Annotated in this window: 22 protein-coding genes; 5 read left to right on the top strand and 17 right to left on the bottom strand. The window is 73.8% G+C overall.

Translation table 11 applies throughout. The annotated features are described in order from the left end of the window. The first annotated feature begins 212 nt into the window (after positions 1–212). Entirely contained in the window at positions 213–1,277 is a 1,065-nt protein-coding gene (locus MTR79_RS08955; protein WP_128127808.1) for a helix-turn-helix domain-containing protein, read from the top strand. Between the two features lie 143 nt (positions 1,278–1,420). Here the strand turns inward: MTR79_RS08955 and MTR79_RS08950 are convergent, their stop codons facing one another. From MTR79_RS08950 to MTR79_RS08930, 5 genes are all read right to left on the bottom strand, one after another. Continuing rightward, a complete protein-coding gene (locus MTR79_RS08950; RefSeq protein WP_244789694.1) occupies positions 1,421–2,236 on the bottom strand; it encodes a hypothetical protein in 816 nt (271 codons plus the stop codon). 100 nt (positions 2,237–2,336) lie between these two features. Further along, complete coding sequence (locus tag MTR79_RS08945) at positions 2,337–2,780, bottom strand: DUF6299 family protein (protein ID WP_086704144.1); 444 nt, start codon at positions 2,778–2,780, stop codon at positions 2,337–2,339. 245 nt (positions 2,781–3,025) lie between these two features. Continuing rightward, positions 3,026–3,850 (bottom strand): alpha/beta hydrolase, encoded by an 825-nt coding sequence (locus tag MTR79_RS08940; RefSeq protein WP_244789693.1) that lies wholly within the window; start codon positions 3,848–3,850, stop codon positions 3,026–3,028. A gap of 41 nt (positions 3,851–3,891) precedes the next feature. Beyond that, positions 3,892–4,290 (bottom strand): RidA family protein, encoded by a 399-nt coding sequence (locus MTR79_RS08935; RefSeq protein ID WP_086704140.1) that lies wholly within the window; start codon positions 4,288–4,290, stop codon positions 3,892–3,894. After that, complete coding sequence (locus tag MTR79_RS08930; protein WP_189363370.1) at positions 4,287–5,414, bottom strand: acyl-CoA dehydrogenase family protein; 1,128 nt, start codon at positions 5,412–5,414, stop codon at positions 4,287–4,289. The genes MTR79_RS08935 and MTR79_RS08930 overlap by 4 nt, the downstream gene beginning before the upstream one ends. A 118-nt stretch (positions 5,415–5,532) precedes the next feature. Here MTR79_RS08930 and MTR79_RS08925 point away from each other — a divergent pair, with 118 nt between their 5' ends. Both MTR79_RS08925 and MTR79_RS08920 read left to right on the top strand, forming a co-directional pair. Further along, the gene (locus MTR79_RS08925; protein ID WP_189363369.1) at positions 5,533–7,137 is read left to right on the top strand and encodes an AMP-binding protein; all 1,605 of its coding nucleotides are present in this window, start codon (positions 5,533–5,535) and stop codon (positions 7,135–7,137) included. Positions 7,138–7,171: 34 nt separating this feature from the next. Then, entirely contained in the window at positions 7,172–8,005 is an 834-nt protein-coding gene (locus MTR79_RS08920; protein ID WP_189363368.1) for a PaaX family transcriptional regulator C-terminal domain-containing protein, read from the top strand. A gap of 14 nt (positions 8,006–8,019) precedes the next feature. Here MTR79_RS08920 and MTR79_RS08915 read toward each other — a convergent pair whose 3' ends face one another. Then, positions 8,020–10,374: a bifunctional salicylyl-CoA 5-hydroxylase/oxidoreductase gene (locus tag MTR79_RS08915; protein WP_244789692.1), complete on the bottom strand. Its 2,355-nt coding sequence runs from the start codon at positions 10,372–10,374 to the stop codon at positions 8,020–8,022. A 5-nt stretch (positions 10,375–10,379) separates the two neighbouring features. After that, positions 10,380–11,207, bottom strand: coding sequence for an enoyl-CoA hydratase family protein (locus tag MTR79_RS08910; RefSeq protein ID WP_086701554.1), 828 nt, complete (start codon positions 11,205–11,207; stop codon positions 10,380–10,382). A gap of 316 nt (positions 11,208–11,523) precedes the next feature. On the opposite strand from MTR79_RS08910, the gene MTR79_RS08905 reads away from it, so the two are divergent. Then, positions 11,524–11,967, top strand: a complete 444-nt coding sequence (locus tag MTR79_RS08905) for an ATP-binding protein (RefSeq protein WP_244789691.1) — start codon at positions 11,524–11,526, stop codon at positions 11,965–11,967. 9 nt (positions 11,968–11,976) lie between these two features. Here the strand turns inward: MTR79_RS08905 and argF are convergent, their stop codons facing one another. From argF to MTR79_RS08860, 9 genes are all read right to left on the bottom strand, one after another. Next, the gene (gene argF / locus MTR79_RS08900) at positions 11,977–12,984 is read right to left on the bottom strand and encodes an ornithine carbamoyltransferase (protein ID WP_086701556.1); all 1,008 of its coding nucleotides are present in this window, start codon (positions 12,982–12,984) and stop codon (positions 11,977–11,979) included. An 85-nt stretch (positions 12,985–13,069) separates the two neighbouring features. Then, entirely contained in the window at positions 13,070–14,293 is a 1,224-nt protein-coding gene (locus MTR79_RS08895; RefSeq protein ID WP_086701558.1) for an arginine deiminase, read from the bottom strand. 112 nt (positions 14,294–14,405) lie between these two features. Continuing rightward, complete coding sequence (locus tag MTR79_RS08890) at positions 14,406–16,964, bottom strand: polynucleotide kinase-phosphatase (protein WP_244789690.1); 2,559 nt, start codon at positions 16,962–16,964, stop codon at positions 14,406–14,408. Next, entirely contained in the window at positions 16,961–18,424 is a 1,464-nt protein-coding gene (locus MTR79_RS08885; protein ID WP_086701561.1) for a 3' terminal RNA ribose 2'-O-methyltransferase Hen1, read from the bottom strand. The genes MTR79_RS08890 and MTR79_RS08885 overlap by 4 nt, the downstream gene beginning before the upstream one ends. Before the next feature lie 157 nt (positions 18,425–18,581). Further along, positions 18,582–19,505 carry an LLM class F420-dependent oxidoreductase gene (locus MTR79_RS08880; protein ID WP_048456091.1) on the bottom strand — a complete coding sequence of 308 codons (924 nt, stop codon included), beginning with the start codon at positions 19,503–19,505 and terminating at the stop codon, positions 18,582–18,584. Positions 19,506–20,391: 886 nt separating this feature from the next. Beyond that, a complete protein-coding gene (locus MTR79_RS08875; RefSeq protein ID WP_086704981.1) occupies positions 20,392–20,862 on the bottom strand; it encodes a DUF6099 family protein in 471 nt (156 codons plus the stop codon). 180 nt (positions 20,863–21,042) lie between these two features. Continuing rightward, on the bottom strand, positions 21,043–21,423 hold the full coding sequence (locus tag MTR79_RS08870; protein WP_048456092.1) for a nucleotide pyrophosphohydrolase: 381 nt from the start codon (positions 21,421–21,423) through the stop codon (positions 21,043–21,045). Then, positions 21,416–22,633 carry an ATP-binding protein gene (locus MTR79_RS08865; protein ID WP_244789689.1) on the bottom strand — a complete coding sequence of 406 codons (1,218 nt, stop codon included), beginning with the start codon at positions 22,631–22,633 and terminating at the stop codon, positions 21,416–21,418. The genes MTR79_RS08870 and MTR79_RS08865 overlap by 8 nt, the downstream gene beginning before the upstream one ends. A gap of 104 nt (positions 22,634–22,737) precedes the next feature. After that, positions 22,738–23,133 (bottom strand): cell division protein SepF, encoded by a 396-nt coding sequence (locus MTR79_RS08860; RefSeq protein ID WP_033274109.1) that lies wholly within the window; start codon positions 23,131–23,133, stop codon positions 22,738–22,740. A gap of 158 nt (positions 23,134–23,291) precedes the next feature. Between MTR79_RS08860 and MTR79_RS08855 the strand changes: the two genes are divergently transcribed. Next, positions 23,292–23,885, top strand: coding sequence for a YdeI/OmpD-associated family protein (locus MTR79_RS08855; protein ID WP_189363364.1), 594 nt, complete (start codon positions 23,292–23,294; stop codon positions 23,883–23,885). A 115-nt stretch (positions 23,886–24,000) separates the two neighbouring features. Here MTR79_RS08855 and MTR79_RS08850 read toward each other — a convergent pair whose 3' ends face one another. Further along, positions 24,001–25,488 carry a glycoside hydrolase family 3 protein gene (locus tag MTR79_RS08850; protein ID WP_086704751.1) on the bottom strand — a complete coding sequence of 496 codons (1,488 nt, stop codon included), beginning with the start codon at positions 25,486–25,488 and terminating at the stop codon, positions 24,001–24,003. Positions 25,489–25,496 lie beyond the last annotated feature (8 nt).

The following is a 25,496-nucleotide window of genomic DNA, read 5'->3' as shown; positions in this document are numbered from 1 at the left end:
ATGTCGTCGGGCAGCACTGCTCCCCTCCGGGCCCGGTGCCGGACACCTGCCGGTGTCCGGCACCGGAACCTCCGCAGTGCTCCCCGCGAGCCATGCTGCCCGGCCCGGCCCGTATCGCGCATTGCCGGATTCCGGCAAAGTTCACTAGGGTCTGCATGCCGGTGTGCCGCCATGAACGCATCAGGACGGCGTCAGGAACGTGAGGGGACGATGTGTCGGAACGAGAGATTCCGGAGCAGTATCTGGAGGGCTACGCCCAGATACTGACCGAGGTCGCCGCCACGGGCCGGCGCCTCACCCGCGACGAACTCGCCTCCCGCCGCGCCCTCGGCGAACAGGCCGCGGAGGCCGGCTTCGGACTGCGCTCCCTCGTCATCGCGCATCTCGAAGCCGCGCGCGGCGCCTGGCCGGCCCGCGGCACGGACGCGGCCGACGGCGCGCTCGCCGCCGTGCAGCAGGCGGTGGACGCGTTCGCCGAAGGGTACGAGCGTGCACAGCGTTTGGCGGTCCGTCAGGAGGAGGCGGCGCGACGGGAGTTCATCGACGACCTGTTGTACGGCCGCAGCGACCTGGGCCGACTGGCCGAGCGCGCCGAACGGTTCGGGCTGCGGCTGTCCCACGAGCACGCGGTCGCCGTCGCCCGGGGCCCTGTCGCCTACGAGGAGGGCGACCCGGTGCCCCGTCAGGTGGAGCGTGCCCTGATCACCCGGTTCGGCAACCGCAGCATCCTGCTCACCACCAAGGACGGGCGGCTGCTGTGCATCGCGCCCGGCCACCAGCGAGAGGTGCTCATCCACTTCGCCAAGCAGGCGCACGCCGCCACCGACGGCGGCCAGGTCGCCCTCGGACGCCCGCAGCCAGGACCGGGCGGGGTGGTCCAGTCGTACGAGGAGGCGCTGAACGCGCTGGAGATCGCCGAGCGGCTGGGCATGGACGACCCGGTGCTGCGCGCCTCCGACCTGCTGGTGTACCCGGTGCTTGCCCGTGACCGTCAGGCCATGGCCGACCTGGTGCACAACACCCTGGGCCCGCTGACCGAGGCGCGCGGTGGGGCCGGGCCGCTGCTGGACACGCTCACCGCCTACTTCGACTCCGGCTGTGTCGCCGCCGAGGCGGCCCGGCGGCTGTCGCTGAGCGTGCGGGCGCTGACGTACCGGCTGGAGCGCATCCACCGGCTGACCGGCGCCGATCCGGGCGACCCGGCGCACCGTTACATGCTGCAGACGGCGGTCATCGGGGCGCGGCTGCTGGACTGGCCGAACTCGGCGGCGGCATAGCGCCTACGGCTCGGAGAGAAACCTACGGCCCAACTCCTCGCCCCCCAGGGCCGTCAACTGCGGAACCCCGGCGCTCCAGTCGCCCAGACGGCGACCATCGGACCCGCCCCCCGGACCGACCCGACGCGCCGACGGCACAGAGCCTACGGCTCGGAGAGAAACCCACGGCCCAACTCCTCGCGACCCAGGGCCGACAACTGCGGAACCCCGGCGTTCCAGTCGCGGGCGGCGTCGTCCACGGCCTCGGCGACCGCGCGGGCGAGGGGACGGCGGGCCAGGCCCAGGCCGAGCGACACGAGGGGGCGCAGCGGGCCGCGGCCGCGCAGGCGCACGGTGACCGTGACCTCCCAGTCCTCGTGGTCATGTCCCGGACGGGGGACCGCCGTCAGATCGGCGCGGGCCGGACCGCACGTCAGCCGAGCCCGCAGCGGCGGCCTACGGGCGCCGCCGTCCTGTTCTGCCGCCTGCCACCAGTCCCCGCACCGCAGTTCGGCCTCGGCGTCGAACCGGGACAGCGGTGACCGGACACCCGTGAGCGCCGCACGGCCGGACAGCTCGACGCGGTCCGGCCGGTCGGGCCCGATCAGCGCGGCCCGCCCGGTGACGTCGCCGTCGGACCCGGACCCGGTGAAGGCGACCCGCAGGGCGCGGGTACGGCGCCACTCCTCGACGGTGATCCGTACCGTGTCGGTGCGCCTGCCGGCGTCGGCCCCGCTCTCGCGGGCGCCGGCTTCCCCCTTGCCGGCGTCGGCGTCCTCGGTGCTCTCGTACACCGCGCCCGGCCGCAGATGGCGTCCCTCGGCCAGTCGCAGCTCCGGAACCTGCCGGCCGTCGGGCAGCAGGAGGCGCCCGTCCTCCGCCGTCGTGCTCTCGGCGAGGTCGGTCAGAGCTCCGAGGGCGTCGACGAGCCAGGGACGCGGGACGGGCGCGAGGGCCACGGTGCGGGCGATACGGACCATGCGGACACGGTGATGCCCGGGCGGTGCTCCGGTCCATGCCCACGCCCGGCAGCACGTCGGCGGAGGTGCTTCCGGCTCCCGGCAGCGGTACCGCGCGCGGTCAGCTCTCGACGAGGGTGACGTCGTGGTGGCTGACGGCGTGCGGGACGGGGATGATCAGGATGCCGCTGCCGCGCAGCTCCAGCAGGGTCGCCTCCACCTTGGCCGGGCCCGCCTTCAGGGCGTTCTGCGGGGCCTTGCCGCTGTTCTGCCAGCGGTGTTCCGCGCCGTCGCACACCGCGACGGAGCCGCCGATGCCGTAGTTCACGTTGGGCGTGCTCTGGTTGACCGAGGAGCCGACGTAGACCCGTCCGGTGCCGGCGACACAGCGGTAGGTGCCGGTGAGGGTGACGGTGCCGTCGGAGGCGATCCGGCCCTCGGGGTCGACGGTGACGTACTCCGCGGGGGTGGACGGCGCGGCCGCCGCCGAGGGGGCCGCCGCGGCGGCGCCGAGCAGCAGCAGCGCGGCGCAGGACGCCGTGCCGAGGAGGGGGCGTACGGGCATGAGGGGGACCTCCGAAGTGAGCGGAAGGGGACCCTCCAGCAGTACCCGCCGCGCGGGGACGCGGCCACTCGTCGTCACCCTTCCGGCTCCACACCCCACGCCGCAGTGACCGTTCGCGCGGTTCCCCGCGCGCCCATGGGGGCGTGGGGACTGCGCGAACAACCCCCCACCGGACCGCGGGCGCCGGCCGGCGCGCATCCTCCACGCGGGTGGTGCGCCCAGCCCCGGCACGCCGAGCGAACCGCTCACCCGTCCGCCACGAACCACCGCAGCAGCGAGGCCAGCCGCTGGGGGCGGTCCTCCGCGATCAGTGTCCGGGTGTTCCTCAGCTCCACCAACCGCCCCCGCGGCAGCAGTTCCGCCAGCAAGCGCCCGTGCTCCCGCGGCATCATCACATCCTCCGTGGCCCAGACGACCAGAGCGGGCCGCTCGAAGCGCCGCAAGCCCTGCGCCGCCTCCAGGAGTTCCGTCCGCCGCACATGCGTGTGGTAGTGCCGGAAGTCCCGGCGGATCGCCGGGTCCGTCCGCAGCGGCCGGAGCCACCGTGCGACCACGTCGTCCGGCAACGGCCGCTTCGTCAGCGCGCCGAAGCCGACCGGAAGCCGGCGCAGCGGCTTCCAGCCCAGTACACGGACCATCAGCGGAACACCGCCGGGCACCCGGCACGCGAGCCCGATCATCTTGCCCGGGAGCCCCGGCGGGTAGTTGTCGAAGGCCTCGCACGAGATCAGCACCAGCCGGGCCAGCCGCTCGGGGTGCCGGGCGGCGACCGTCTGGGCACGCCCGCAGTCGCTCTCGACGAGCGTGACGTCCCGCAGGTCCAGCCGTTCGAGGAACTCGACGATCAGCTCGTTGACCAGGTCCGGCGTGGGCGGTCGGCTCATCGGCCGGCGGTGGGCCCCGTACGGCAGGGTCGGCGCGACGAGGCGGTGGTCGGTGCGCAGTTCGGCGACGACATGGCGCCAGACGGAGGCGTCGTGCAGCAGGCCGTGCAGAAGCACGACCACCGGCCCCTCGCCGCCCGTGTCCTCGTACGCGACGGTGCCCGCGCTCAGCTCGATCTCCGGCATCGCTCCAGGCTAGGAGGAGCGGGCGGGCCGCGCCCGGCGGCTCACGGGAGGACGGCGAACCCGTCGAGCTCGACCATCGCCTCCTCGTCCCACAGCCGGACCACCTCCACCACCGCCATCGCCGGGTAGTCACGTCCCGCCACGTCCCGCCAGATCCGCCCGAGTTCGCGCGCGTGCCCGCGGTACGCGGCGACGTCGGTGGCGTAGACCGTGACGCGGGCCAGGTCGGCGGGGGCGCCGCCGGCGCCGCGGAGGGCGGTGAGGAGGTTGGTGAGGGCTCGGGTGAACTGTTCGGGGAGCGTGTCGCCGACGACCTTCCCGTCGCCGTCGAGGGCGGTCTGCCCGGCCAGGAACACCACGCGGGAGCCGGTGGTGACGACGGCGTGGGAGAAGCCTGCGGGCGGGGACAGGTCGGGCGGGTTGACGCGCTCGGCGGTCACCGGGCCTCCAGGGTCTTGTACAGCTCCTTGGCGATGATGCCGCGCTGGACCTCGCTGGCCCCCTCGTAGATGCGGGGCGCGCGGACCTCGCGGTAGAGGTGTTCGAGCAGATGGCCCCGGCACAGGGCACGCGCGCCGTGCAGCTGGACGGCGGTGTCGACGACGAACTGGGCGGTCTCGGTGGCCAGCAGCTTCGCCATGGCGGAGCGCCGTGGCACGTCGTCCGCGCCCTCGTCGTACGCGGTGGCCGCCGCGTAGACCATCAGGCGGGCGGCCTCCGTGCGGACGGACATCTCGGCGACCTGGTGGGCGACCGCCTGGAGGTCCCTGAGCCGGCCGCCGAACGCGTCCCGCGTGGCGGTGTGGGCGACGGTCGCGTCGAGGGCGGCCTGTGCCATGCCCACGGCGAACGCGCCGACGCTGGGCCGGAACAGGTTGAGGGTGTCCATGGCGACCCGGAAGCCGGCGTCGGGCTCGCCGAGGACGTCGGCGGCGGTGACCGGCACGCCGTCGAAGCGCAGGGTCCCGAGGGCGTGCGGGGCGATCATGTCGAGGCGGCTGCCGGTGAGGCCGGGCCGGTCGGCGGGCACCAGGAAGGCGGTGACGCCACGGGCGCCGGCGCCGGGGGTGGTGCGGGCGAAGACGGTGTAGAGATCGGCGTCGGGGGCGTTGGAGATCCAGCACTTCTCGCCGGTGAGGCGCCACCCGTCGGGCCCGTCACGCTCCGCGCCCAGGGACAGGGCGGCCGCGTCGGAGCCGGCGCCCGGTTCGGAGAGGGCGAAGGCCGCGACCGCCGTGCCGTCACTCACCCGGGGGAGCCACCGCTCCCTCTGCCCGGGCGTGCCGTGGGCGTGCACGGGGTGGGCTCCGAGGCCCTGGAGGGCGAGGGCGGTTTCCGCCTCGGTGCACGCCTGGGCGAGCGACTCGCGCATCAGGCACAGGTCCAGCGCGCCGGAGGTGAACAGCCGGGAGAGCAGTCCGAGGGCGCCCAACTCGGCGACGAGCGCGCGGTTCACGCGGCCCGGCTCGCCCTTCTCGGCGAGTGGCCGGAGCCGTTCGGCGGCCAGGGTGCGCAGTTCCGCGCACCGGGCGAGTTGTGACGGTTCGAGCGAGAATGCGGTCATCGCCGGTCCCTTCCCTCGCCGGTGGGCCACCCGCCGAGGTTATCGCGAACCGTTGACTGCCGTCACCAACACGATACGCTCCTGTTGCGAGCCCACCACGCCAAGGGGGCGGATCGACATGAATCCACGGTCCACCGCACACGTCGACACCTTCGCCCGCGACCATCTCCCGCCACCGGACGAGTGGCCCGAGCTCCGCTTCGACCTCCCGGAGCTGCGCTACCCCGAGCGGCTGAACTGTGCCGCCGAGCTGCTCCGGGGCCAGCCCGGCGACCGCCCGGCGTTCCGCACGCCCGACGGCGGCGTCTGGACGTACGGGGAGCTGCGCGCGCGGGTGGACCGGCTGGCGCATCTGCTCACCACGGACCTCGGGGTGGTGCCCGGCAACCGGGTGCTGCTGCGCGGGCCCACCACGCCCTGGCTGGCCGCCTGCTGGCTGGCGGTGCTGAGGGCGGGCGCGGTCGCCGTCACCGTGCTGGCCCAGCAACGGCCGCACGAGCTGGCCACCATCTGCGCGCTCGCCCAGGTGCGGCACGCCCTGTGCGACGTGCGCTCCGTCGACGACCTCGTGAAGGCGGAGGTCCCGGAGCTGCGCATCGCCGTGTTCGGCGGCGACTCACGCGACGACCTGCTGCGCCGCCCGGCCCCCGACGGGCCGTTCGACGCGGTGCCGACGGCCGCCGACGACGTCGCCCTGATCGCCTTCACCTCCGGCACGACCGGGAAGCCCAAGGGCTGCACGCACTTCCACCGGGACGTGATGGCCATCGCGGACACCTTCTCCCGGCACGTCCTCGAGCCGGTCGCCGACGACGTGTTCGCGGGCAGTCCCCCGCTGGGCTTCACCTTCGGCCTCGGCGGTCTGGTGGTGTTCCCGCTGCGTGCGGGCGCGAGCGCCCTGCTGCTCGAACAGGCGCATCCCGCACAGCTGCTGGCGGCGATCGAGCAGCACCGGGTGTCGGTCCTGTTCACCGCGCCCACCGCCTACCGGGCGATGCTGGCGGAGGCGGACGGGCACGACCTGTCCAGCCTGCGGCGCTGCGTGTCGGCGGGCGAGAACCTGCCGGCCGCGACCTGGCAGGCCTGGCACGACCGCACCGGACTGCGCATCATCAACGGCATCGGCGCCACCGAGCTGCTGCACATCTTCATCTCCGCCGCCGACGACGACGTCCGCCCCGGCGCCACCGGCGTCCCGGTGCCGGGCTGGCAGGCGCGCGTGCAGGACGCGGACGGCGTCCCCGTGCCCGACGGACAGCCGGGGCTGCTCGCGGTGCGCGGGCCCGTCGGCTGCCGCTACCTGGCCGACCCGCGCCAGCGGGACTACGTGCGGGACGGCTGGAACGTCACCGGCGACACCTACGTCCGTGACCCCGACGGCTACTTCCGGTACGTGGCCCGCGCCGACGACATGATCATCTCGGCCGGGTACAACATCGCGGGACCCGAGGTCGAGGACGCGCTGCTGCGCCACCCGGACGTGGTGGAGGCCGCGGTGGTCGGGCGTCCCGACGAGGCACGCGGCCAGGTCGTGGTGGCGTACACGGTCCTCGAGGAGGGCGCCGAGCGGGACGCGGAGGCGCTGCGGGCGTTCGTGAAGGAGGAGCTGGCGCCGTACAAGTGCCCTCGGGAGATCGTCTTCCTGGACGCGCTGCCGCGCACAGCCACCGGCAAGCTCCAGCGGTTCCGGCTGCGCACCGGCGCCGGAGACGACCAGGGCTGATGCCGGGGAAGCGGGCCCACGGGCACGACCTAAGATGATCAACGTGTCCGACCAGCATGCTCCACGGTCTCTCATCGTCACGCTCTACGGCGCCTACGGCCGGTTCGTGCCGGGCCCGGTGCCCGTCGCGGAGTTGATCCGGCTGCTGGCCGCCGTCGGCGTCGACGCGCCTTCCGTGCGCTCCTCGGTGTCGCGGCTCAAGCGCCGCGGACTGCTGCTCCCGGCCCGCACCGACCGGGGCGCGGCCGGCTACGAACTGTCCCCCGAGGCGCGCCAGTTGCTGGAGGACGGCGACCGGCGCATCTACGCCACCGCGCCGCCCGGCGACGAGGGCTGGGTGCTCGCGGTGTTCTCGGTGCCGGAGTCGGAGCGGCAGAAGCGGCACGTGCTGCGCTCCCGGCTGGCCGGTCTCGGTTTCGGCACGGCGGCGCCGGGCGTGTGGATCGCTCCGGCCCGGCTGTACGAGGAGACCCGGCACACCTTGGAGCGACTGCGGCTGGACGGGTACGTCGACCTGTTCCGGGGCGAGCACCTCGGGTTCGCGGCCACGGCGGAGGCGGTGGCCCGCTGGTGGGACCTGACGGCGATCGCGGAGGAGCACGAGGCGTTCCTGGAGCAGCACGCGCCCGTGCTGCGCGCCTGGGAGCGGCGTACGGACACCCCGCCCGAGGAGGCGTACCGCGACTACCTCCTCGCCCTGGACTCCTGGCGTCACCTCCCCTACGTCGACCCGGGCCTGCCCGCCGGTCTGCTGCCGGCGGACTGGCCGGGCACCCGCTCGGCGTCCGTCTTCCGGGCGCTGCACGAGCGGCTGCGGGACGCGGGCGCGGTGTTCGCGAACCCGGCCTCGGATTCCGAGGCCGGCTGAGGTACCGTCCGGAGTCAGGCGCCCGGTGCCTCCGCGAACGGCAGGTCGGACAAGGTGAGCCGGGGCTTGGGGGCGTCGGTGCGGCCGGTGCGGGGCGGGCGGCTGCCCGCGCGGTACTGCGGCGGCCAGACCACGCCCGGGCCCTCGTACCCCTGCTCGGCGGCCGCGTGCAGCGTCCAGTGCGGGTCGTACAGATGCGGGCGGGCCAGCGCGCACAGGTCCGTACGTCCGGCCAGGATGAGGGAGTTGACGTCGTCCCAGGAGGAGATCGCGCCGACCGCGATCACCGGGACGCGGGCCTCGTTGCGCACCCGGTCGGCGAACGGCGTCTGGTACGAGCGGCCGAACTCCGGCTCCTCGTCGGCGACGACCTGCCCGGTGGACACGTCGATCGCGTCGGCCCCGTGGTCGGCGAAGGCGCGGGCGATCGCGACGGCGTCCTCCGCCGTGGTGCCGCCCTCCGCCCAGTCCGTCGCGGAGATCCGCACGGTCATCGGCCGGTCCTCCGGCCACACCGCCCGCACCGCGTCGAACACCTCCAGCGGGAAACGCAGCCGCTTCTCCAGCGTGCCGCCGTAGGCGTCGGTGCGCCGGTTGGTCAGCGGGGAGAGGAAGCCGGAGAGCAGATAGCCGTGGGCGCAGTGCAGTTCGAGCAGGTCGAACCGGGCCCGCGCGGCGCGCACCGCCGCGGCCGTGAACTGCTCACGCAGATCGGTCAGCTGAGCCCGGGACAGCTCGCGGGGTGTCTGGCTCCCCGGCTTGTACGGCAGCGGGGACGGGGCGACCAGGGGCCAGTTGTCGTCGTCGAGCGGCTCGTCCATGCCCTCCCACATCAGCCGGGTCGAGCCCTTGCGGCCGCTGTGGCCGAGCTGCACGCCGACGGCGGTGCCCGGGGCGCGGGTGTGCACGAAGTCCGTGATCCGCCGCCACGCCTCCGCCTGCCGGCCGCTCCACAGCCCGGCGCACCCGGGGGTGATCCGGCCCTCCGGGCTGACGCACACCATCTCCGTCATCACCAGGCCGGCGCCGCCCAGCGCGCGGGCGCCGAGGTGGACGAGGTGGAAGTCGCCGGGCAGCCCGTCGGCCGCCGAGTACATGTCCATGGGCGAGACGACGACCCGGTTGCGCAGGGTGAGTCCGCGCAGCCGGAACGGGGTGAACATCGGGGGCGTGCCGGGCGGGCAGCCGAAGCCGCGCTCCACCGCCTCGGTGAAGTGTGCGTCGCGCAGCCGAAGGTTGTCGTGGGTGACGCGGCGGCTGCGGGTGAGCAGGTTGAAGGCGAACTGGCGCGGCGGCTGGCGCAGATACAGGGCGAGGTTCTCGAACCACTCCAGGCTGGCGCGGGCCGCGCGCTGGGTGGAGGCGACCACGGGCCGCCGTTCCGCCTCGTAGGCGCGCAGGGCGTCGGTGAGCGTGGGCTGCTCGCTCAGACAGGCGGCGAGCGCGAGGGCGTCCTCCACGGCGAGCTTGGTTCCGGAGCCGATGGAGAAGTGGGCGGTGTGGGCGGCGTCGCCGAGCAGCACGACGTTGCCGTGCGACCAGCGTTCGTTGACGACCGTACGGAAGGTCGTCCAGGCCGAGTTGTTCGAGCGCAGGGGGCGGCCGCCGAGCGCGTCCGCGAAGATCTTGGCGCAGCGTTCGACGGACTCGGTCTCGTCGAGCTCGTCGAACCCGGTGGCGCGCCACACCTCTTCGCGCATCTCCACGATCACGGTGGAGGCGTCGGCGGAATACGGGTAGCCGTGCAGCTGCATCACGCCTTGCTCGGTCTCGGCGATCTCGAAGCGGAAGGCGTCGAGGGGGAAGTCTGCGGCCAGCCAGATGTAGCGGCAGCGGTGCGCGGTGATGTGCGGGCGGAACACGTCCGCGAAGGCGGTGCGGGTGGTGCTGTGGACTCCGTCGGCGGCGATCACCAGGTCGTGGGTCTGGGCGAGGCGGGCCGGGTCGGGGGCCTCCTCGCGGAAGCGGAGTTCCACCCCCAGGGAGCGGCAGCGGTGGTGGAGGATCTCCAGGAGGCGGCGGCGGCCGAGGGCTGCGAAGCCGTGTCCTGTGGAGGTGTGCCGGATGCCTCGGTGGACGATGTCGATGTCGTCCCAGCGGACGAATTCCGCCTGGAGGGCGGCGTAGACCTCCGGGTCCGCGTGTTCGATGCCGCCGAGGGTTTCGTCGGAGAGGACCACTCCGAAGCCGAAGGTGTCGTGGGGGGTGTTGCGTTCCCACACGGTGATGTTCCTGGACGGGTCCAGGCGTTTGAGGAGGGCGGCTGCGTAGAGGCCGCCGGGGCCTCCGCCCACGATGGCTACGCTCAGGTGCGGCGCCGTGGGGGCTTGTCGCGCAGTTCCCCGCGCCCCCGGGGGTGCTGGTGGCATCGGTGCTACCTCCCTCGCCACTTCGGGGCTCGCTTCTCCGTGAAGGCCGCGTGGAACTCGGCGTAGTCCTCTCCTGTCATCAGGAGGGCCTGGGTGGAGGCGTCCAGTTCGATCGAGGCGGCCAGCGGCATGTCGAGTTCCGACGTGAGCAGCGCCTTCGTCTGGGCGTGGGCCAGGGCGGGGCCGTCGGCCAGGCGGCGGGCCAGTTCGCGGGCCGCCGTGTCCGCGCCGCCCTCGTCGGCGAGCGCGCTGATCAGGCCGATCCGCTCGGCCTCCGGGGCGCGCACCGGCTCGCCCAGCATCAGCAGGCGGGTGGCGTGGCCCAGGCCGACGACCCGGGGCAACAGGTAGGCGGCGCCCATGTCGCCGCCGGAGAGGCCGACCCGGGTGAACAGGAAGGCGAAGCGGGCGGTGGGGTCGGCGACGCGGAAGTCCGCGGCCAGCGCGAGGACGGCGCCGGCGCCCGCGGCGACTCCGTGCACCGCGGCGACCACCGGGAACGGACATTCCCGTACCGCGCGGACGACCTGGCCGGTCATGCGGTTGAAGTCGAGGAGCTGCGCGGTGTCCATGGAGAGGGTGGCGCCGATGATCTCGTCGACGTCGCCGCCGGAGCAGAAGCCGCGCCCCTCGCCGCCCAGCACCAGCGCGCGCACGGCCCGCTCCCGGGACAGCTCGGCGAGCAGGTCACGCAGGTCGGCGTAGGCGCCGAAGGTGAGCGCGTTCAGCTTGTCGGGGCGGGCGAGGGTGACGTGGGCGACGCCGTCGGCAACCTCGACGCGCAGATGCTCCCAGCGCGCGGTGCGGGCGGCGGAGCCGGTGAAAGGACTCATGAGGGCGGCCTCCTCGGGCGGGCACTGCGCGGCTCAGTGAGGTCTGCCACTCGAAGTTATCACTGGTTGGTGACTGTCGTCACGACTGCGCGATACGCCGTTCGGGCGCCGTCACACACGTCACGGGACGTCGACGCCCCGGTAACGGTGCGGGCGGGCATGCGAGGCGGGGTCGCCGGGCGGGTAGGCCGCGGATACCGGGGCACGGCGCCCCGGGCGGCGGGCCCGGCAGGGCTCCGGTGGCTCCCCGTCCCGGGAGCGGGACCGGTCGGGGCGCGCCGTACCATGGGCACTCGAACACGGGAGCGCCCGCTCCATGAACGGAACCGCTGTGCACGAACCCCCCGCCCTTCCCACCTCCTGGCGCGTCGCGCTGCCGCACACGACCGCGGCCGTGCCCGTCGCGCGTGCCCTGGTGCGCACGGCGCTCGCCGAGCGGGAGCACTCCGCCGACTGCGACACGGCGGAGCTGCTGACGGCGGAGCTGGTGGCGAACGCCGTGGAGCACACCTCCGGCGCCACCCCGATCGAACTGGTCCTGCGGCTGCTGCCGACCGGTTTCCAGGTGGAGGTGCACGACGCCGACCCGGAGCCGCCCCGTGACCTCACCCGGCCGAACGTCGACCTGCCCGACCCGTGGCAGGAGCACGGGCGGGGTCTGCTATTGATCCGCTCGCTCAGCTCGTCCTGCGGGCACCGCCCCACCGAGTCCGGCAAGGCGGTGTGGTTCCGGCTGCCGGGCCAGCGGCGCCCGGTCTGACGCGCGGCGTCAGCCGAGGGTGGCGACCAGGACCGCCTTGATCGTGTGCATGCGGTTCTCGGCCTCGTCGAAGACCAGCGAGTGCGCCGACTCGAACACCTCGTCGGTGACCTCCAGCGACTCCAGGCCGTGCGCCTCGTACACGTCCCGGCCGATCGCGGTGCCCAGGTCGTGGAAGGCCGGCAGGCAGTGCAGGAAGCCGACGTCCGGGTTGCCGGTGGCGCGCAGCACGTCCATGGTCACCGCGTAGGGCGCGAGGGCGGCGATCCGCTCGCCCCAGACCTCCTTGGGCTCCCCCATGGACACCCAGACGTCGGTGGCCACGAAGTCGGCGCCCGCGACGCCTTCGGCGATCTCCTCGGTGAGCGTGACGCGGGCCCCGCTCACCGCGGCCAGCTCACGGGCGCGGTCGATCACCTCCTGCGCCGGCCAGTACGTTTTCGGCGCGACGATCCGCACGTCCATGCCGAGCAGGGCCGCGGTGACCAGGTAGGAGTTGCCCATGTTGAAGCGGGCGTCGCCGAGGTAGGCGAAGGCGATGTCCGTGAGCCGCTTGTCGCTGTGCTCGCTCATGGTGAGCACGTCGGCGAGCATCTGGGTGGGGTGCCAGTCGTCGGTGAGCCCGTTGAAGACCGGCACGCCCGCGTACGCGGCCAGCTCCTCGACCTTGGCCTGGCTGTCGCCCCGGTACTCGATCCCGTCGTACATCCGGCCCAGCACCCGCGCGGTGTCCTTCACGGACTCCTTGTGGCCCATCTGCGAGCCGGACGGGTCGAGGTAGGTCGTGGAGGCGCCCTGGTCGGCGGCGGCGACCTCGAAGGCGCAGCGGGTGCGCGTCGAGGTCTTCTCGAAGATCAGCGCGATGTTCTTCCCGCGCAGGTAAGGCGTCTCGGTCCCGGTCCGCTTGGCGGCCTTCAGCTCCGCGGCCAGCTCCAGCAGGCCGCGGAACTCCTCCGCGGTGAAGTCGGCCTCCTTGAGGAAGTGGCGGCCGGCGAGGGGGGTCGGGACTGTCGCCATGGGGGCGCTCCAGGACTGGGGGACACGAACCATGGAAGTCTATACGACGACCTGCAATTCTATACAGAGCCGGTCCCCGCCCGTCCTATACGGCGTCCCGCTCGACCGGGCAGCTCATGCAGCGCGGCCCGCCCCGGCCACGGCCCAGCTCGCTGCCGGGGATCTCTATCACCTCGATGCCCTGTTTCCGCAGGTGGGTGTTGGTGGTGGCGTTGCGCTCGTAGGCGACGACCACACCCGGCTCGACGGCCAGGACGTTGCAGCCGTCGTCCCACTGCTCACGCTCGGCCGCGTGCACGTCCTGGGTGGCGGTCAGCACCCGGATCTCGCTCAGGCCGAGCGCGGCGGCGATCGCCCGGTGCATGTGCTCCGGCGGATGGTCGGTGACCTTCAGTTCCTTCTCGTCGGCGCCCGGCTCGATGGTGTACGAGCGGAGCATGCCGAGGCCCGCGTACTGGGTGAAGGTGTCGCCGTCGACCATGGTCATCACGGTGTCGAGGTGCATCAGGGCGCGTCTCTTCGGCATGTCGAGGGCGACGATGGTGCGCGCCGAGCCGGCCGCGAACAGCTTGTGCGCGAGCATCTCCACGGCCTGCGGGGTGGTGCGCTCGCTCATCCCGATCAGCACCGCGCCGTTGCCGATGACCAGCACGTCCCCGCCCTCGATGGTGGACGGGTAGTCGGCCTGCCCCTCGGACCAGAGGTGGAAGGACTCCCTGCGGAACATCGGGTGGTGCCGGTAGATCGCCTCGAAGTGCACGGTCTCCCGCTGCCGGGCCGGCCACCGCATGGCGTTGATGGCGACGCCGTCGTAGATCCAGGCGGAGGTGTCGCGGGTGAAGAGGTGGTTGGGCAGCGGGCGGAGCAGGAAGTCGTCCAGCTCCATCGCGTGGAAGCGCACGGAGACCGGCTCGGGGTGGGAGTCGAGGAACTCCCGCTTGGTCATGCCGCCGATCAGCGCCTCGGCCAGCTCCGGCGCCGGCAGCGTCTCGAACGCGGCGCGCAGATGGTCGGTGGCCAGCGGGCCGTACTCCTTCTCGTCGAAGACCCGGCCGAGCACGAGCGCGCGCGCATCGGGCAGCTCCAGCGTCTCGGTGAGCAGGTCGCCGAAGAGGTGGACGGTGACGCCTCGGTCGCGCAGCACGTCCGCGAAGCCGTCGTGCTCCGCGCGCGCCCGGCGCACCCAGAGCACGTCGTCGAAGAGCAGCGCGTCCTTGTTGCTCGGGGTGAGCCTTTTGAGCTCGAGGTCGGGCCGGTGCAGGATGACGCGGCGCAGCCGCCCGGCCTCGGAGTCGACGTGGTAGGTCATGCCTCCATCCTGACCGCCCGGACCCGGGTTCACCCCTGCCCTTGCCGAATCCCGTCCGCCGCACGCGGGACGCGGGCGGGGACGGAGGGTCGCCCCTCCGCCCCCGCCCGCCTCACAGGCGCGGGTCGACCGGCTCGGACTCCAGGGCGAGCACCGCGAACACCGGCTCGTGGACGCGCCACAGCGGCTCCCCGCCGGCGAGCCGGTCCAGGGCCTCCAGGCCGAGGGCGTACTCGCGCAGGGCGAGGGACTGCTTGTGGCCGAGGAAGCGGGACCGCAGCCGGGACAGGTTCTCCGGGCGGGTGTACTCGGGACCGTAGATGATCCGCAGGTACTCCCGGCCGCGGCACTTGATGCCCGGCTGCACCAGCCGTCCGGCGCCGTCGCGGGCCAGGGCGCCGACCGGCTTGACGACCATGCCCTCGCCGCCGCGTCCGGTCATCTCCAGCCACCAGTCGACGCCGGCCCGCACCGACTCGGGGTCGGCGGTGTCGACGTAGAGCCGGCGGGTGGTCTGCAGCAGGCCCGTGGCGTCGTGCTCGACCATGCGGTCGATCAGGGCGAGCTGCCGGTCGTGCGGCAGCGCGGCCAGGCTGCGCCCCTGGACGGCGAGGATCTGGAACGGCGCGAGACGCACGCCCTCCAGTCCGTCGGTGGTCCAGCAGTAGCGCCGGTAGGCGTCGGTGAACCCGGCCGCCGCACCGGCGCGCTCGCGCTGGCGGGTCAGCAGCTCACCGACGTCGATCCCGCGGGCCGCGGCGCCCTCCAGGGCCGCGAGGGCGGAGGGGAGGACCGCGCCGGCCGCGGCGCCGACCGCCGCGTACTGGGTGCGCAGCAGCCCGGACGCCTTCAGCGACCACGGCATCAGCTCGGCGTCGAGCAGCAGCCAGTCGGTCTCCAGTTCCTCCCACAGCCCGGCCTCGCCGGCCGCCGTGCGCAGCCGGCCGAGGATCTCCTCGGTGACGTCCGCGTCGTCGAAGAACGGCCGGCCGGTACGGGTGTACAGCGAGCCCGTCCCGCCTTCGGACGCGCCGAACCGGCGGGCCGCCGTCTCCGCGTCACGGCACACCAGGGCCACCGCGCGCGAGCCCATGTGCTTCTCCTCGCACACCACCCGGGCCACGCCGTCCTGCTCGTACCGGGCGAACGCCTCCACCGGGTGCTCCAGGTAGCCGTCGAGCTGCGAGGTGGCGGTGGGCGCCATGGTCGGCGGCAGGTACGGCAGCAGCCGCGGGTCGAGCGCGAACCGGCTCATCACCTCCAGCGCGGCGGCGGCGTTCTCCTCCCGTACGGTCACCCGGCCCATGTGCCGGGTCTCCACGACCCGCCGTCCGTGCACGTCCGCCAGGTCCAGCGGACGCCCCTCGTGCCCGCCGGGCGCCTCGGTGCGCAGCGGCCGCACCGGCTCGTACCAGACCCGCTCGGCCGGTACGTCGACGAGCTCGCGCTCCGGCCAGCGCAGCGCGGTGAGCTTGCCGCCGAACACCGCGCCGGTGTCCAGGCAGATGGTGTTGTTGAGCCAGGTCGCCTCGGGCACGGGCGTGTGGCCGTAGACGACGGCGGCCCGGCCGCGGTAGTCCTCCGCCCACGGGTAGCGCACGGGCAGCCCGAACTCGTCGGTCTCGCCGGTGGTGTCGCCGTAGAGGGCGTGGCCGCGGACCCGGCCCGAGGTGCGGCCGTGGTACTTCTCGGGCAGGCCGGCGTGGCAGACCACGAGCTTGCCGCCGTCGAGGACGTAGTGGCTGACCAGTCCCTCGACGAACTCCCGGACCTCGGCGCGGAACTCCTCGCTCTCGCCCTCCATCTGCGCGACGGTCTCGGCGAGTCCGTGGGTGAGCTGGACCTTGCGGCCCTTGAGGTGGCGGCCGAACTTGTTCTCGTGGTTGCCGGGCACGCACAGGGCGTTGCCCGACTTGACCATCGTCATCACGCGGCGCAGCACGCCGGGGCTGTCGGGCCCGCGGTCGACGAGGTCGCCGACGAACACGGCGGTGCGGCCCTCCGGGTGGACGCCGTCGACGTAGCCCAGCTTGCCGAGCAGCGCCTCCAGCTCCGAGGAGCAGCCGTGGACGTCGCCGACGATGTCGAACGGGCCGGTGAGGTGGGTGAGGTCGTTGAACCGCTTCTCCGTGACGACGGTGGCGTGCTCGACCTCCTCCACGCCGCGCAGCACGTGCACCTTGCGGAAGCCCTCGCGCTCCAGGTGACGCAGGCTGCGCCGGAGCTCGCGGGTGTGGCGGCGGATGACCCGGCGGGGCATGTCCGCGCGGTCGGTGCGGGCCGCGTTGCGCTCGGCGCACACCTCCTCGGGCACGTCGAGCACGATGGCGATGGGCAGCACGTCGTACTGCTTGGCCAGGTCGATCAGCTGGCGCCGCGCGTCCTGCTGCACGCTGGTGGCGTCGACGACGGTGCGGCGGCCGGCCGCGAGGCGCTTGCCCGCGATGTAGTGCAGCACGTCGAAGGCGTCACGGGAGGCGCTCTGGTCGTTCTCGTCGTCGGCGACCAGACCCCGGCAGAAGTCGGAGGAGATGACCTCCGTCGGCTTGAAGTGACGGTCCGCGAAGGTGGACTTGCCCGAGCCGGAGGCGCCGATCAGCACGACCAGGGACAGGTCGGTGACCGGCAGGGCACGGCCGCGCGCGGCCGCGGTGGTGTCGGTGGTGGTCATGCGGCCTTCGCCTCCTTCGGGGTGCCGAGCCGGAACACGGCCATCTGGGTGGGCGGTCCGACCTCGGGGTCGTCCGGCCCGACGGGCAGGAACTCCACGGCGTACCCGTGCCGTTCGGCGACGGTGCGGGCCCAGCCGCGGAACTCCTCACGGGTCCACTCGAAGCGGTGGTCGCCGTGCCGGGCGTGCCCGGCCGGCAGGCTCTCCCAGCGCACGTTGTACTCGACGTTCGGGGTGGTCACGCAGACGGTCCGAGGGCGGGCCGACCCGAACACCGCGTACTCCAGCGCCGGCAGCCGCGGCAGGTCGAGGTGCTCGATCACCTCGCTGAGCACGGCCGCGTCATACCCCTTGAGGCGCTTGTCGGTGTAGGCGAGGGAGCCCTGGAGCAGGGTGACGCGGGACGCCTGCCGCTCCCCCATGCGGTCCAGCTTCAGGCGGCGGGAGGCGATGGTGAGCGCCCGCATCGACACGTCCACGCCGACGATCTCGGTGAACGCCGGGTCCTTCAGCAGCGCCTGCACCAACTGGCCCTGCCCGCAGCCGAGGTCGAGCACCCGGGCGGCGCCGGACGCGCGCAGCACGCCGAGGATCGCCTCGCGGCGCTGCACGGCGAGCGGGGTCGGCTTCTCCTCGTCCTCGGCCTCCGGCGCGACGGCGTTGTCGAGGTCCTCGACCTCGCTGTCGTCCGCCTCGGCCAGCCGTACCAGCTCCAGCCGCTCGTTCGCCTGCCGGGTCAGCGACCAGCGGTGGGAGAGGTAGCGGCGGGTGATCAGTTCCCGCTCGGGGTGGGCGGCCAGCCAGCCGTCGCCGGCGCGCAGCAGCTTGTCGACCTCGTCCGGGGAGACCCAGTAGTGCTTGGCGTCGTCCAGGACGGGGAGCAGCACGTAGAGGTGGCGCAGCGCCTCGGCGAGGGTGAGGTCGGCGGCCAGAAGGGTCAGGCGTATGTAGCGGGAGTCGCCCCACTCCGGGAACTCGGTGTCCAGCGGCACGGGTTCGGCGGTGACCGTCCAGCCGAGCGGCTCGAAGAGGCGGCGGACCAGGTCGGCGCCGCCGCGCGCGGGCAGCGCGGGCACCTCGATGCGCAGCGGCCGCGGGGCGCCCGGCAGCTCCGGACGCGCCGTGCACACGCCGCGCATGGCGCTGGAGAAGACCGAGCCGAGGGCGACGGCGAGCAGCGAAGAGGCCGCGTAGGGGCGGTCGTTGACGTACTGGGCGAGGGCGGCGTCGGGTGCGCCGCCGCGGCCCTTGCCCTTGCCGCGCCGGACCAGTGCCACCGCGTCCACCTCCAGCAGCAGCGCCGCCGTGCAGCGCTCGGCGTCCGCCTCGGGGTAGAGGACGTGCGCCGTGCCGTACGACGTGGAGAACGCCTGCGCCTTCTCGGGATGCTTGTGCAGCAGATGACCGAGGTCGGTCGCCGGGCGCTGCGCGGATCCGGTGGTACTGATCGTCAGGAACACGGAGTCACACCTCGAGACACCTTCTGAGCTGGGGGGACACACCGGGATTTCGGTGTCGGCCCAACGTACAGGGAAGGCGTCGCGGCGGTCCGCGCATTTTTCGCGCGCCTGCCGGGCGGGGCCGCCCCGGGTGGGACGGCTCCGCCCTGTGCTCCGGTCAGGACAGCTGGGACTGGACCTGGGAGGAGATCAGCTCCAGGTGGTCCAGGTCGGACAGGTCGAGCACCTGGAGGTAGACGCGCCGGGAGCCGGCCTCGGCGTAGCGGCCGATCTTGTCGACCACCTCGGCCGGGGAGCCCGCCAGGCCGTTCGCCTTCAGCTCGTCGACCTCGCGGCCGATCGCGGCGGCGCGGCGCGCCACCTCCTGGTCGTCGCGGCCGACGCAGACCACGAGGGCGTTGGAGTAGACGAGCTCGCCGGGGTCGCGTCCGGCCTCACGGGCGGCGTCGCGGACCCGCTCGAACTGGGCAGCGGAGTCCTCGACCGACGCGAAGGGAATGTTGAACTCGTCGGCGAACCGGGCCGCGAGGCGCGGGGTCCGCCTGGCGCCGTGGCCGCCGATCAGCACGGGCACCTTGGACTGGGCCGGCTTGGGCAGCGCGGGCGACTTGGTGAGGTCGTAGTAGGTGCCGTGGAAGTCGTAGGTCTTGCCGGCCTCGGTGGCCCACAGGCCGGTGACGATCTCCAGCTGCTCCTCGAGGCGGGCGAACTTCTCCTTGGGGAAGGGGATGCCGTACGCCTTGTGCTCCTCCTCGAACCAGCCCGCGCCCAGGCCGAGTTCGACGCGGCCGCCGGACATCTGGTCGACCTGCGCGACCTGGATGGCGAGCACGCCGGGCAGGCGGAAGGTGCCGGCCGTCATGAGTGTGCCGAGACGGATCCGCTTGGTCTCGCGGGCGAGTCCGGCGAGGGTGATCCAGGCGTCGGTGGGACCGGGCAGGCCGTCCCCGGAGCCCATGCTCAGGTAGTGGTCGGAGCGGAAGAAGGCGTCGAAGCCGAGGTCCTCGGTGGCCTTGGCGACGGTGAGCAAGGTGTCGTAGGTGGCCCCCTGCTGGGGCTCGGTGAAGATGCGCAGATCCATGCCTCTTATCCTGCACGTTCCCCGGGACGGGGGCGCGCGGGGGCCGTCGGCGTGCCTCGTCGCACGCCGGTGGTACGGCCGGTCGTGACCGGGGGTGGGGAAGATCGTTGGCTCGTTCGGAGCCGGAGCGTCCGGCGCCCGCGCCGGCCCTGTGACGCCGGGGCGTCACCGTGTCGGCCCCGGGCGGGGCCATGGGCCGAGGGGGCCGTCATGTCGGACGAGCAGAGCAGTGTGCCGCAGCGGGGCGGGGCGGCAACCGGAGGGCCGCAGGGGGGTCTGCTCGCGCAGATGGATTTGCTGATGGCGGCGCTGAACGCGGACCTGTCCGCGCTGGACGCGGAGCTTCAGGGGGCCGGCGGGAAGAGCGAGGCGTCAGGGGGGTCAGGGCCGTCAGGGCCGTCAGGCGGAGGGTGCGCGGCGGAGGTCGGGGGGGCCGCCGGGGAGGGCTCGGGGAACGGTCCGGGCGTCTGAGGCGGGCTGCGGGCCGCCCAGCACGTTCGCCCGGCCCTGTTCTTCGTCCTCGGCTCGGACGACCCGACAGCGAGGAGGGCTGTACCGGGCGGGGCGGCCGCGCGGGCCCGAGGACGTCTGAAGCGGACCGCGGCCGAGGGCGCCGACGGACGACCCGACAGCGAGGAGGGCTGTACCGGGCGGGGCGGCCGCGCGGGCCCGAAGACGTCTGAAGCGGACCGCGGCCGAGGGCGCCGACGGGCGGGGCGGAGCGGGAGGGCGAGGGCCGCGGCGCAGGCGGCCGCGGCGGCCAGACGGCGCCGGGTGCCGGACAGGTCCCAGCCGCGCTGCTCCCCGATGGCGCCGCGACCGCACTGCGAGGTCGCGTTCGGCCGGCTTCGGCGGGTGCTCCGACGGGTGCGAGGGAGGCGGGCGGTCAGCCTGCCTCCCGCCGAGGTAGCGCCGCCTCCCGCTCCGCCAGTTTGCGGAGCATGTCCCGGACGCGGTCACGGGCCTCGTCCGCCGCGTCGATGGCCTCGACACAGCTCCAGTACGTCGCCTCGTCGTCGGCGGCGCAGGCGATGCCGACCAGGGCGATGCCGACGTCGCCGAGCAGGCCGCCCAGGTGCATCAGGCACGCGCGGGTGTCGCCCAGCTCGGTGAGCCGGGCCGCGCGCGGCTCACCGGAATCCAGCGGCGCCCGGTCGAGGACGCCGATGCCGTGGCCGGCCAGATCGGCCAACCCTGTTGCCTCACCACGCAGGTGCGGCGGACCCGCGAGGGCCAGGCGGCTCCCTATCGCCTGGGCCAGGGCCTGCGCCTGCCACACCTCGGTCAGCAGATCCGGGACCCCGCCGCCGGCGGCCAGGGCCCTCCTGCTCGTCACGATGAGCCGCACAGCGTCCATGCGCTGCCCCCGTCTGTCCGACGCGCTGCCCACGCGTCCGCATCCGTTGAACTCCCTTGTTCACTACCCAGAGTGAAGCTCTGTGAGACAAAAGGCCAGAGGAAGTCCGAAATCTGTGGACAGCCCTGGGTGTCGGGTCGAATGTTCGACCACGGAGCGTAAGAGCGGAAGGGGTGGCTCCTAGGCGTGGGGCGGAGCGCCGGACCGCTCCGGGTCCGGCAGCGGGAACCTGTGCTCGTTCCGGTCGATCTTCTCGGCCAGCGCGGCCAGCGGGTCGACGCCGAGGACCTCGCAGAACTGGAGGAGGTAGGCGAGCACGTCGGCCACCTCGTCGGTGACGCGGTGCGCGCTGTCCGGGTCGTCCATCACGCGGGCGGACTCCTCCGGCGTCAACCACTGGAAGATCTCCTGCAGTTCGGCGGCCTCCACACCGAGCGCGGCGACGAGGTTCTTGGGCGTGTGGTACGGCTGCCAGTTCCGCGCGGCGGCGAAGTCGGCGAGGCGCCGCTGGAGCGCGGGCAGGCCGGCGGGCCGGGACGCGTCGTCGTGCGGGTCAGTCACGCCTCAGGTGTACCACGGTCGCCCCGGACACCCCGGCGGCCCAGGTCGCGTCGCTCACCGCGCCGACCAGGCGGATGTGCCCCCGCTCGCACATCCGCGACGCCAGCGCCAGCAGGGCCGCGCGCTGAGCCGGATCCTGCGCCCGGTCCAGGCCGTCGGCGAGGACGGTGAGGCACTGCAGGGCGGTCGGGACCTCGCCGGGCACGTCGGCCTCCAGCACACCGGGTCCTGTCAGCAGCACCAGCGCGAGGGCGGTGTAGCGCAGTTCGCCGTCGCCGAGCCGCCGCAGCGTGGTGCGGGCGCCGTTGCCGCGGTCCAGTACGGCCCGCACCAGGCGCCCTCCGGCGCACGGCTCGGCGAGCAGGTCGGCGACGGGTCCGGCGCAGCCGACGCGCACCGCGTCGACGAGCAGGGCGTGGCGGCGGGTGCACTCGGAGCGGGTGCGCCACAGCACGTCGGCGAGGTTCTCGCAGCCCGGGAGCAGCCGCCCGCTGCCCGCCGGGACGGGGTCCCGCATCCGCTCGGGGCGGGGGTCGCAGGGGAAGACGGAGCGCAGCGCCACCAGCATCTGCTCGGCCGCGGCCAGCACGCGGAGCTGCCCCTCGGTCGTGCCGGCCACGCGCAGGGGAAGCAGCGCGGTGCCGAGACGGTCGTCGGGGAGGGGCGCACGGGTGACGGCGGTGGCGCCCGCCGTGTGCCAGGCGGCCTGCACGGAGCGCCGGCTCGGGTCGCGCAGCGCGGTCTCCAGCAGGACCAGGCCGTCGGCGGACAGCCTCTCCCCCACGATGCGCAGTTCGGGTTCCGCCTGGACGGCGACCTCCAGGCGGACCAGGCCTTCGGGACCGTCGGCGGTGCAGCCGATGCGGAAGCCGCGGCGACGCTGGGCGTCGGGCCGGGCCCGCTCCGGGACACAGGCCGACGGGTCCGGGAACACCTCACCCAATTCGGCCCCGCCGCCGAGCCGGGCGAGCGCCTCGTACGCGCGCAGCGCGGTGGTCTTGCCCGTGCCGCTGGGGCCGGCGAGCAGGGTCAGGTCGCCCAGCCGGAACGTGGTGCCCCGGTGCCCGGCGAAGGCGGAGAGCAGCAGCTCGGTGACCCGCGGCAGCGAGGGGCGCCGGGCCTGCCCGGCATCCACGCGCGCGTGTGTGGGCGGCGCGGCGGGCGGCGGGGGCGTCGTCGCGACCGGCTGGGGCGGGGGCGGCGGGGTCATGCGCCGGACGCTAAACGCTTCCGCTGCCGCCGAACCGTTCCCTCAGGGGGTCGTTCCTACGAACGGACGGCGCGCCGATCCGTGCGCGCGGGGCGCGTGGACCGTCACGCGCCGGGCGCCCCTACGCCTTCCATCAGCCCGGTGACCTCCATGCCCTCCGGTGTCAGCAGGAAGACGTTGCGGTCCACACGGTGCATCCCGCTGGCGAGGCCGAAGACGACGCCCGTGCTGAAGTCGAGGACGCGCTTGGCGACGTCCGGTTCCGCGCCTGTCAGGTCGAGGAGGACGGGTATGCCGGACATCAGGGTCTCGGCGACCTCCCGGGCGTCCGCGAACACGTTCACACGGAGGACGACGAAGCGGCGCCGCGCCTCCGTGGGGGCCTCGGGCACGGCGCGGTGGCCGACCGAGGACGGCCATGCGTCGCGGCCCCGCAGCGGCACGACCTGGGCGAGCCCCTCCCACTGTTCGTCGGTGACATCGTGGCTGCTCACCGGCATGCTCCGTCCCCTGTCGCGCTGGCTGTCTGCATCGGCCAATTCTTACCCATGGTCACCCGTTCGGCCCAATAACGACACGCTCCGCCATCGTTTCACCCGCAACACCCCGGTGTCGGGCGGCCGTTGACCCGGCCGCCGAACCGGGCTTGCATGGGCGCATGGCAGGTGGGACGGGCGGTACGACAGGGCCGGTGCTGGGTTTCGAGACCCAGGAGGACTTCGAGGCGTGGCTGGAGGAGCATCAGGGGGACGCGGAGGGGCTGTGGCTGAAGATTCCTCGGAAGGGGTCCGGGCTGAAGGGCGTCGACTACGCCACCGCGCTGGAGTCCGCGCTGTGCTTCGGCTGGATCGACGGGCACAAGAGGAGTCTGGACGAGACGCACTGGGTGCAGCGCTTCACCCCGCGCCGTGCGCGGAGCCGGTGGTCCGCGGTCAACCGGCGGAAGGCGCTGGATCTGATCGAGCAGGGGCGCATGCGGCCGGCCGGGCTGCGGGAGGTGGAGAGGGCGAAGGCTGACGGGCGGTGGGAGGCCGCGTACGCGAGTCAGCGGACGGCGACCGTGCCCGACGATCTGCGGGCGGCGTTGGACGCTGCGCCTGCGGAGGCGCGGGAGTTCTTCGACGCGCTGGACAGCCGGAATCGGTATGCGATCCTGCATCGGATCGAGGAGGCGAAGCGGGCGGAGACGCGGGCGGCGCGGATCGAGAAGTTCGTGGCCATGCTGGCCGAGGGCGAGAAACTGCACCCATGAACGGCGGGGGTGTTCGCCCCCTCCGCGCTTTCCCTTCCCGCCCCGAGGGCTCCGTCCCGGACCCCGCTCCTCGAACGCCGGAGGGGCGCTGGTTCTCAGCCCCTCCGGCGTTCGGTCAGCCCGCCAGGACCGCCTCCGCCGCGGCCACCCCGCAGACCCTCGCCGCCCCGTGCGTCGCGATGTGCACCGCGCCTCGGGGAGTCGACTGGGGCACCCCCATCTCCACGACCACCGTGTCCGGGCCGGCGGCGATCAGTGTGTCCAGGGCCGCCCCCATCCACGGGTGGCGGTGCTCGTCGCGGACCACCGCGACGACCCGTCGGCCGTCCGCCGCGCGCAGCGCCTCGGCCCCGGCGTCGGGCCCGGTGAAGTGGCCGGTGACGGTGCCCGGGAGCAGGCGTTCCAGCTCCGTGCCGACGCCCCACGGCGTCTCGTCGCCCACCGCGATGTTCGGGGCGGGGCTGAACGTGGCGACGTACACGGGGTCCGTGACCGGCGCGGGACCGGCCGCGCGGGTGACGGTGACCGCGCGGCGGGCGGCGGTCAGGCCGATCTCCGGCGCGGGGTCGTCGGCGGCGGGCGGGCGCCGCATGCCGGTGGTCCACGCGGCCAGCGACCTGACCCGGGCGGCGGCGTCGGCGAGCCGCTCCTCGGACAGTTCGCCGGAGCGCACGGCGGTGACGAGGGCGTCTTGAAGCCGCAGCACCGTGTCCTCGTCGGCGAGTCCGCCGCCCACGCAGATCGCGTCGGCGCCGGCCGCGATGGCCAGCACGACACCGTGTTCGAGACCGTAGGTGCCGGCGACGGCGCCCATCTCCATGCCGTCGGTGACGATGAGGCCGTCGTAGCCGAGCTCGTCGCGCAGCAGGCCGGTGAGGATGCGCGGGGAGAGGGTGGCGGGGCGGTCCTGGTCGAGCACGGGCACCCGGATGTGGGCGGTCATGACGGCGCGGGTGCCGGCCTCGATGGCGGCGCGGAACGGGCGGAGTTCCCGCTCGTGCAGCGTGGTGGCGTCCACGTCGATCTGCGGGAGCGCGTGATGGGAGTCGACACTGGTGTCGCCGTGGCCGGGGAAGTGCTTGGTGCAGGCGGCGACGCCGTTGGACTGCAGACCCTCGACGTAGGCGGCGGTGTGCCGGGCGACCAGGGCGGGGTCGTGGCCGAAGGAGCGTACGCCGATCACCGGGTTGTCGGGGTTGGCGTTGACGTCGGCGGAGGGCGCCCAGTTGAGGTTGACTCCGCACGCGGCGAGCCGGCGGCCCAGTTCGCGGGCCACCCGCCGGGTGAGCGCGGGGTCGTCGACGGCGCCGAGGGCGTGGTTGCCGGGGAACGAGGAGCCGGTGCGGACCTCGAGGCGGGTGACGTCGCCGGCCTCCTCGTCGATGGCCACCAGCAGGTCGTCCCGTTCGGCCCGCAGCGCGGCGGTAAGGGCGGTGACCTGCTCGGCGTCGGCGACGTTGCGGCCGAACAGGGCGACGGAGACCAGGCCCTCGGCCAGTCTGCGCCGCACCCAGTCGGGTGCGGTGGTGCCGGTGAACCCCGGTTGCAGCACGGCGAGCGCGTCCCGGGTGAGGGTGCCGGCGCCGGTGGTGAATGTCGTCATCAGGTGGC

Origin of the sequence: Streptomyces sp. BJ20, from assembly GCF_022869105.1 — a bacterium.
Classification (GTDB): Bacteria; Actinomycetota; Actinomycetes; order Streptomycetales; family Streptomycetaceae; genus Streptomyces; species Streptomyces griseoincarnatus.
The sequence above is the reverse complement of the archived record's forward strand: the minus strand, read 5'-3'. Positions and strand labels throughout refer to the sequence as shown.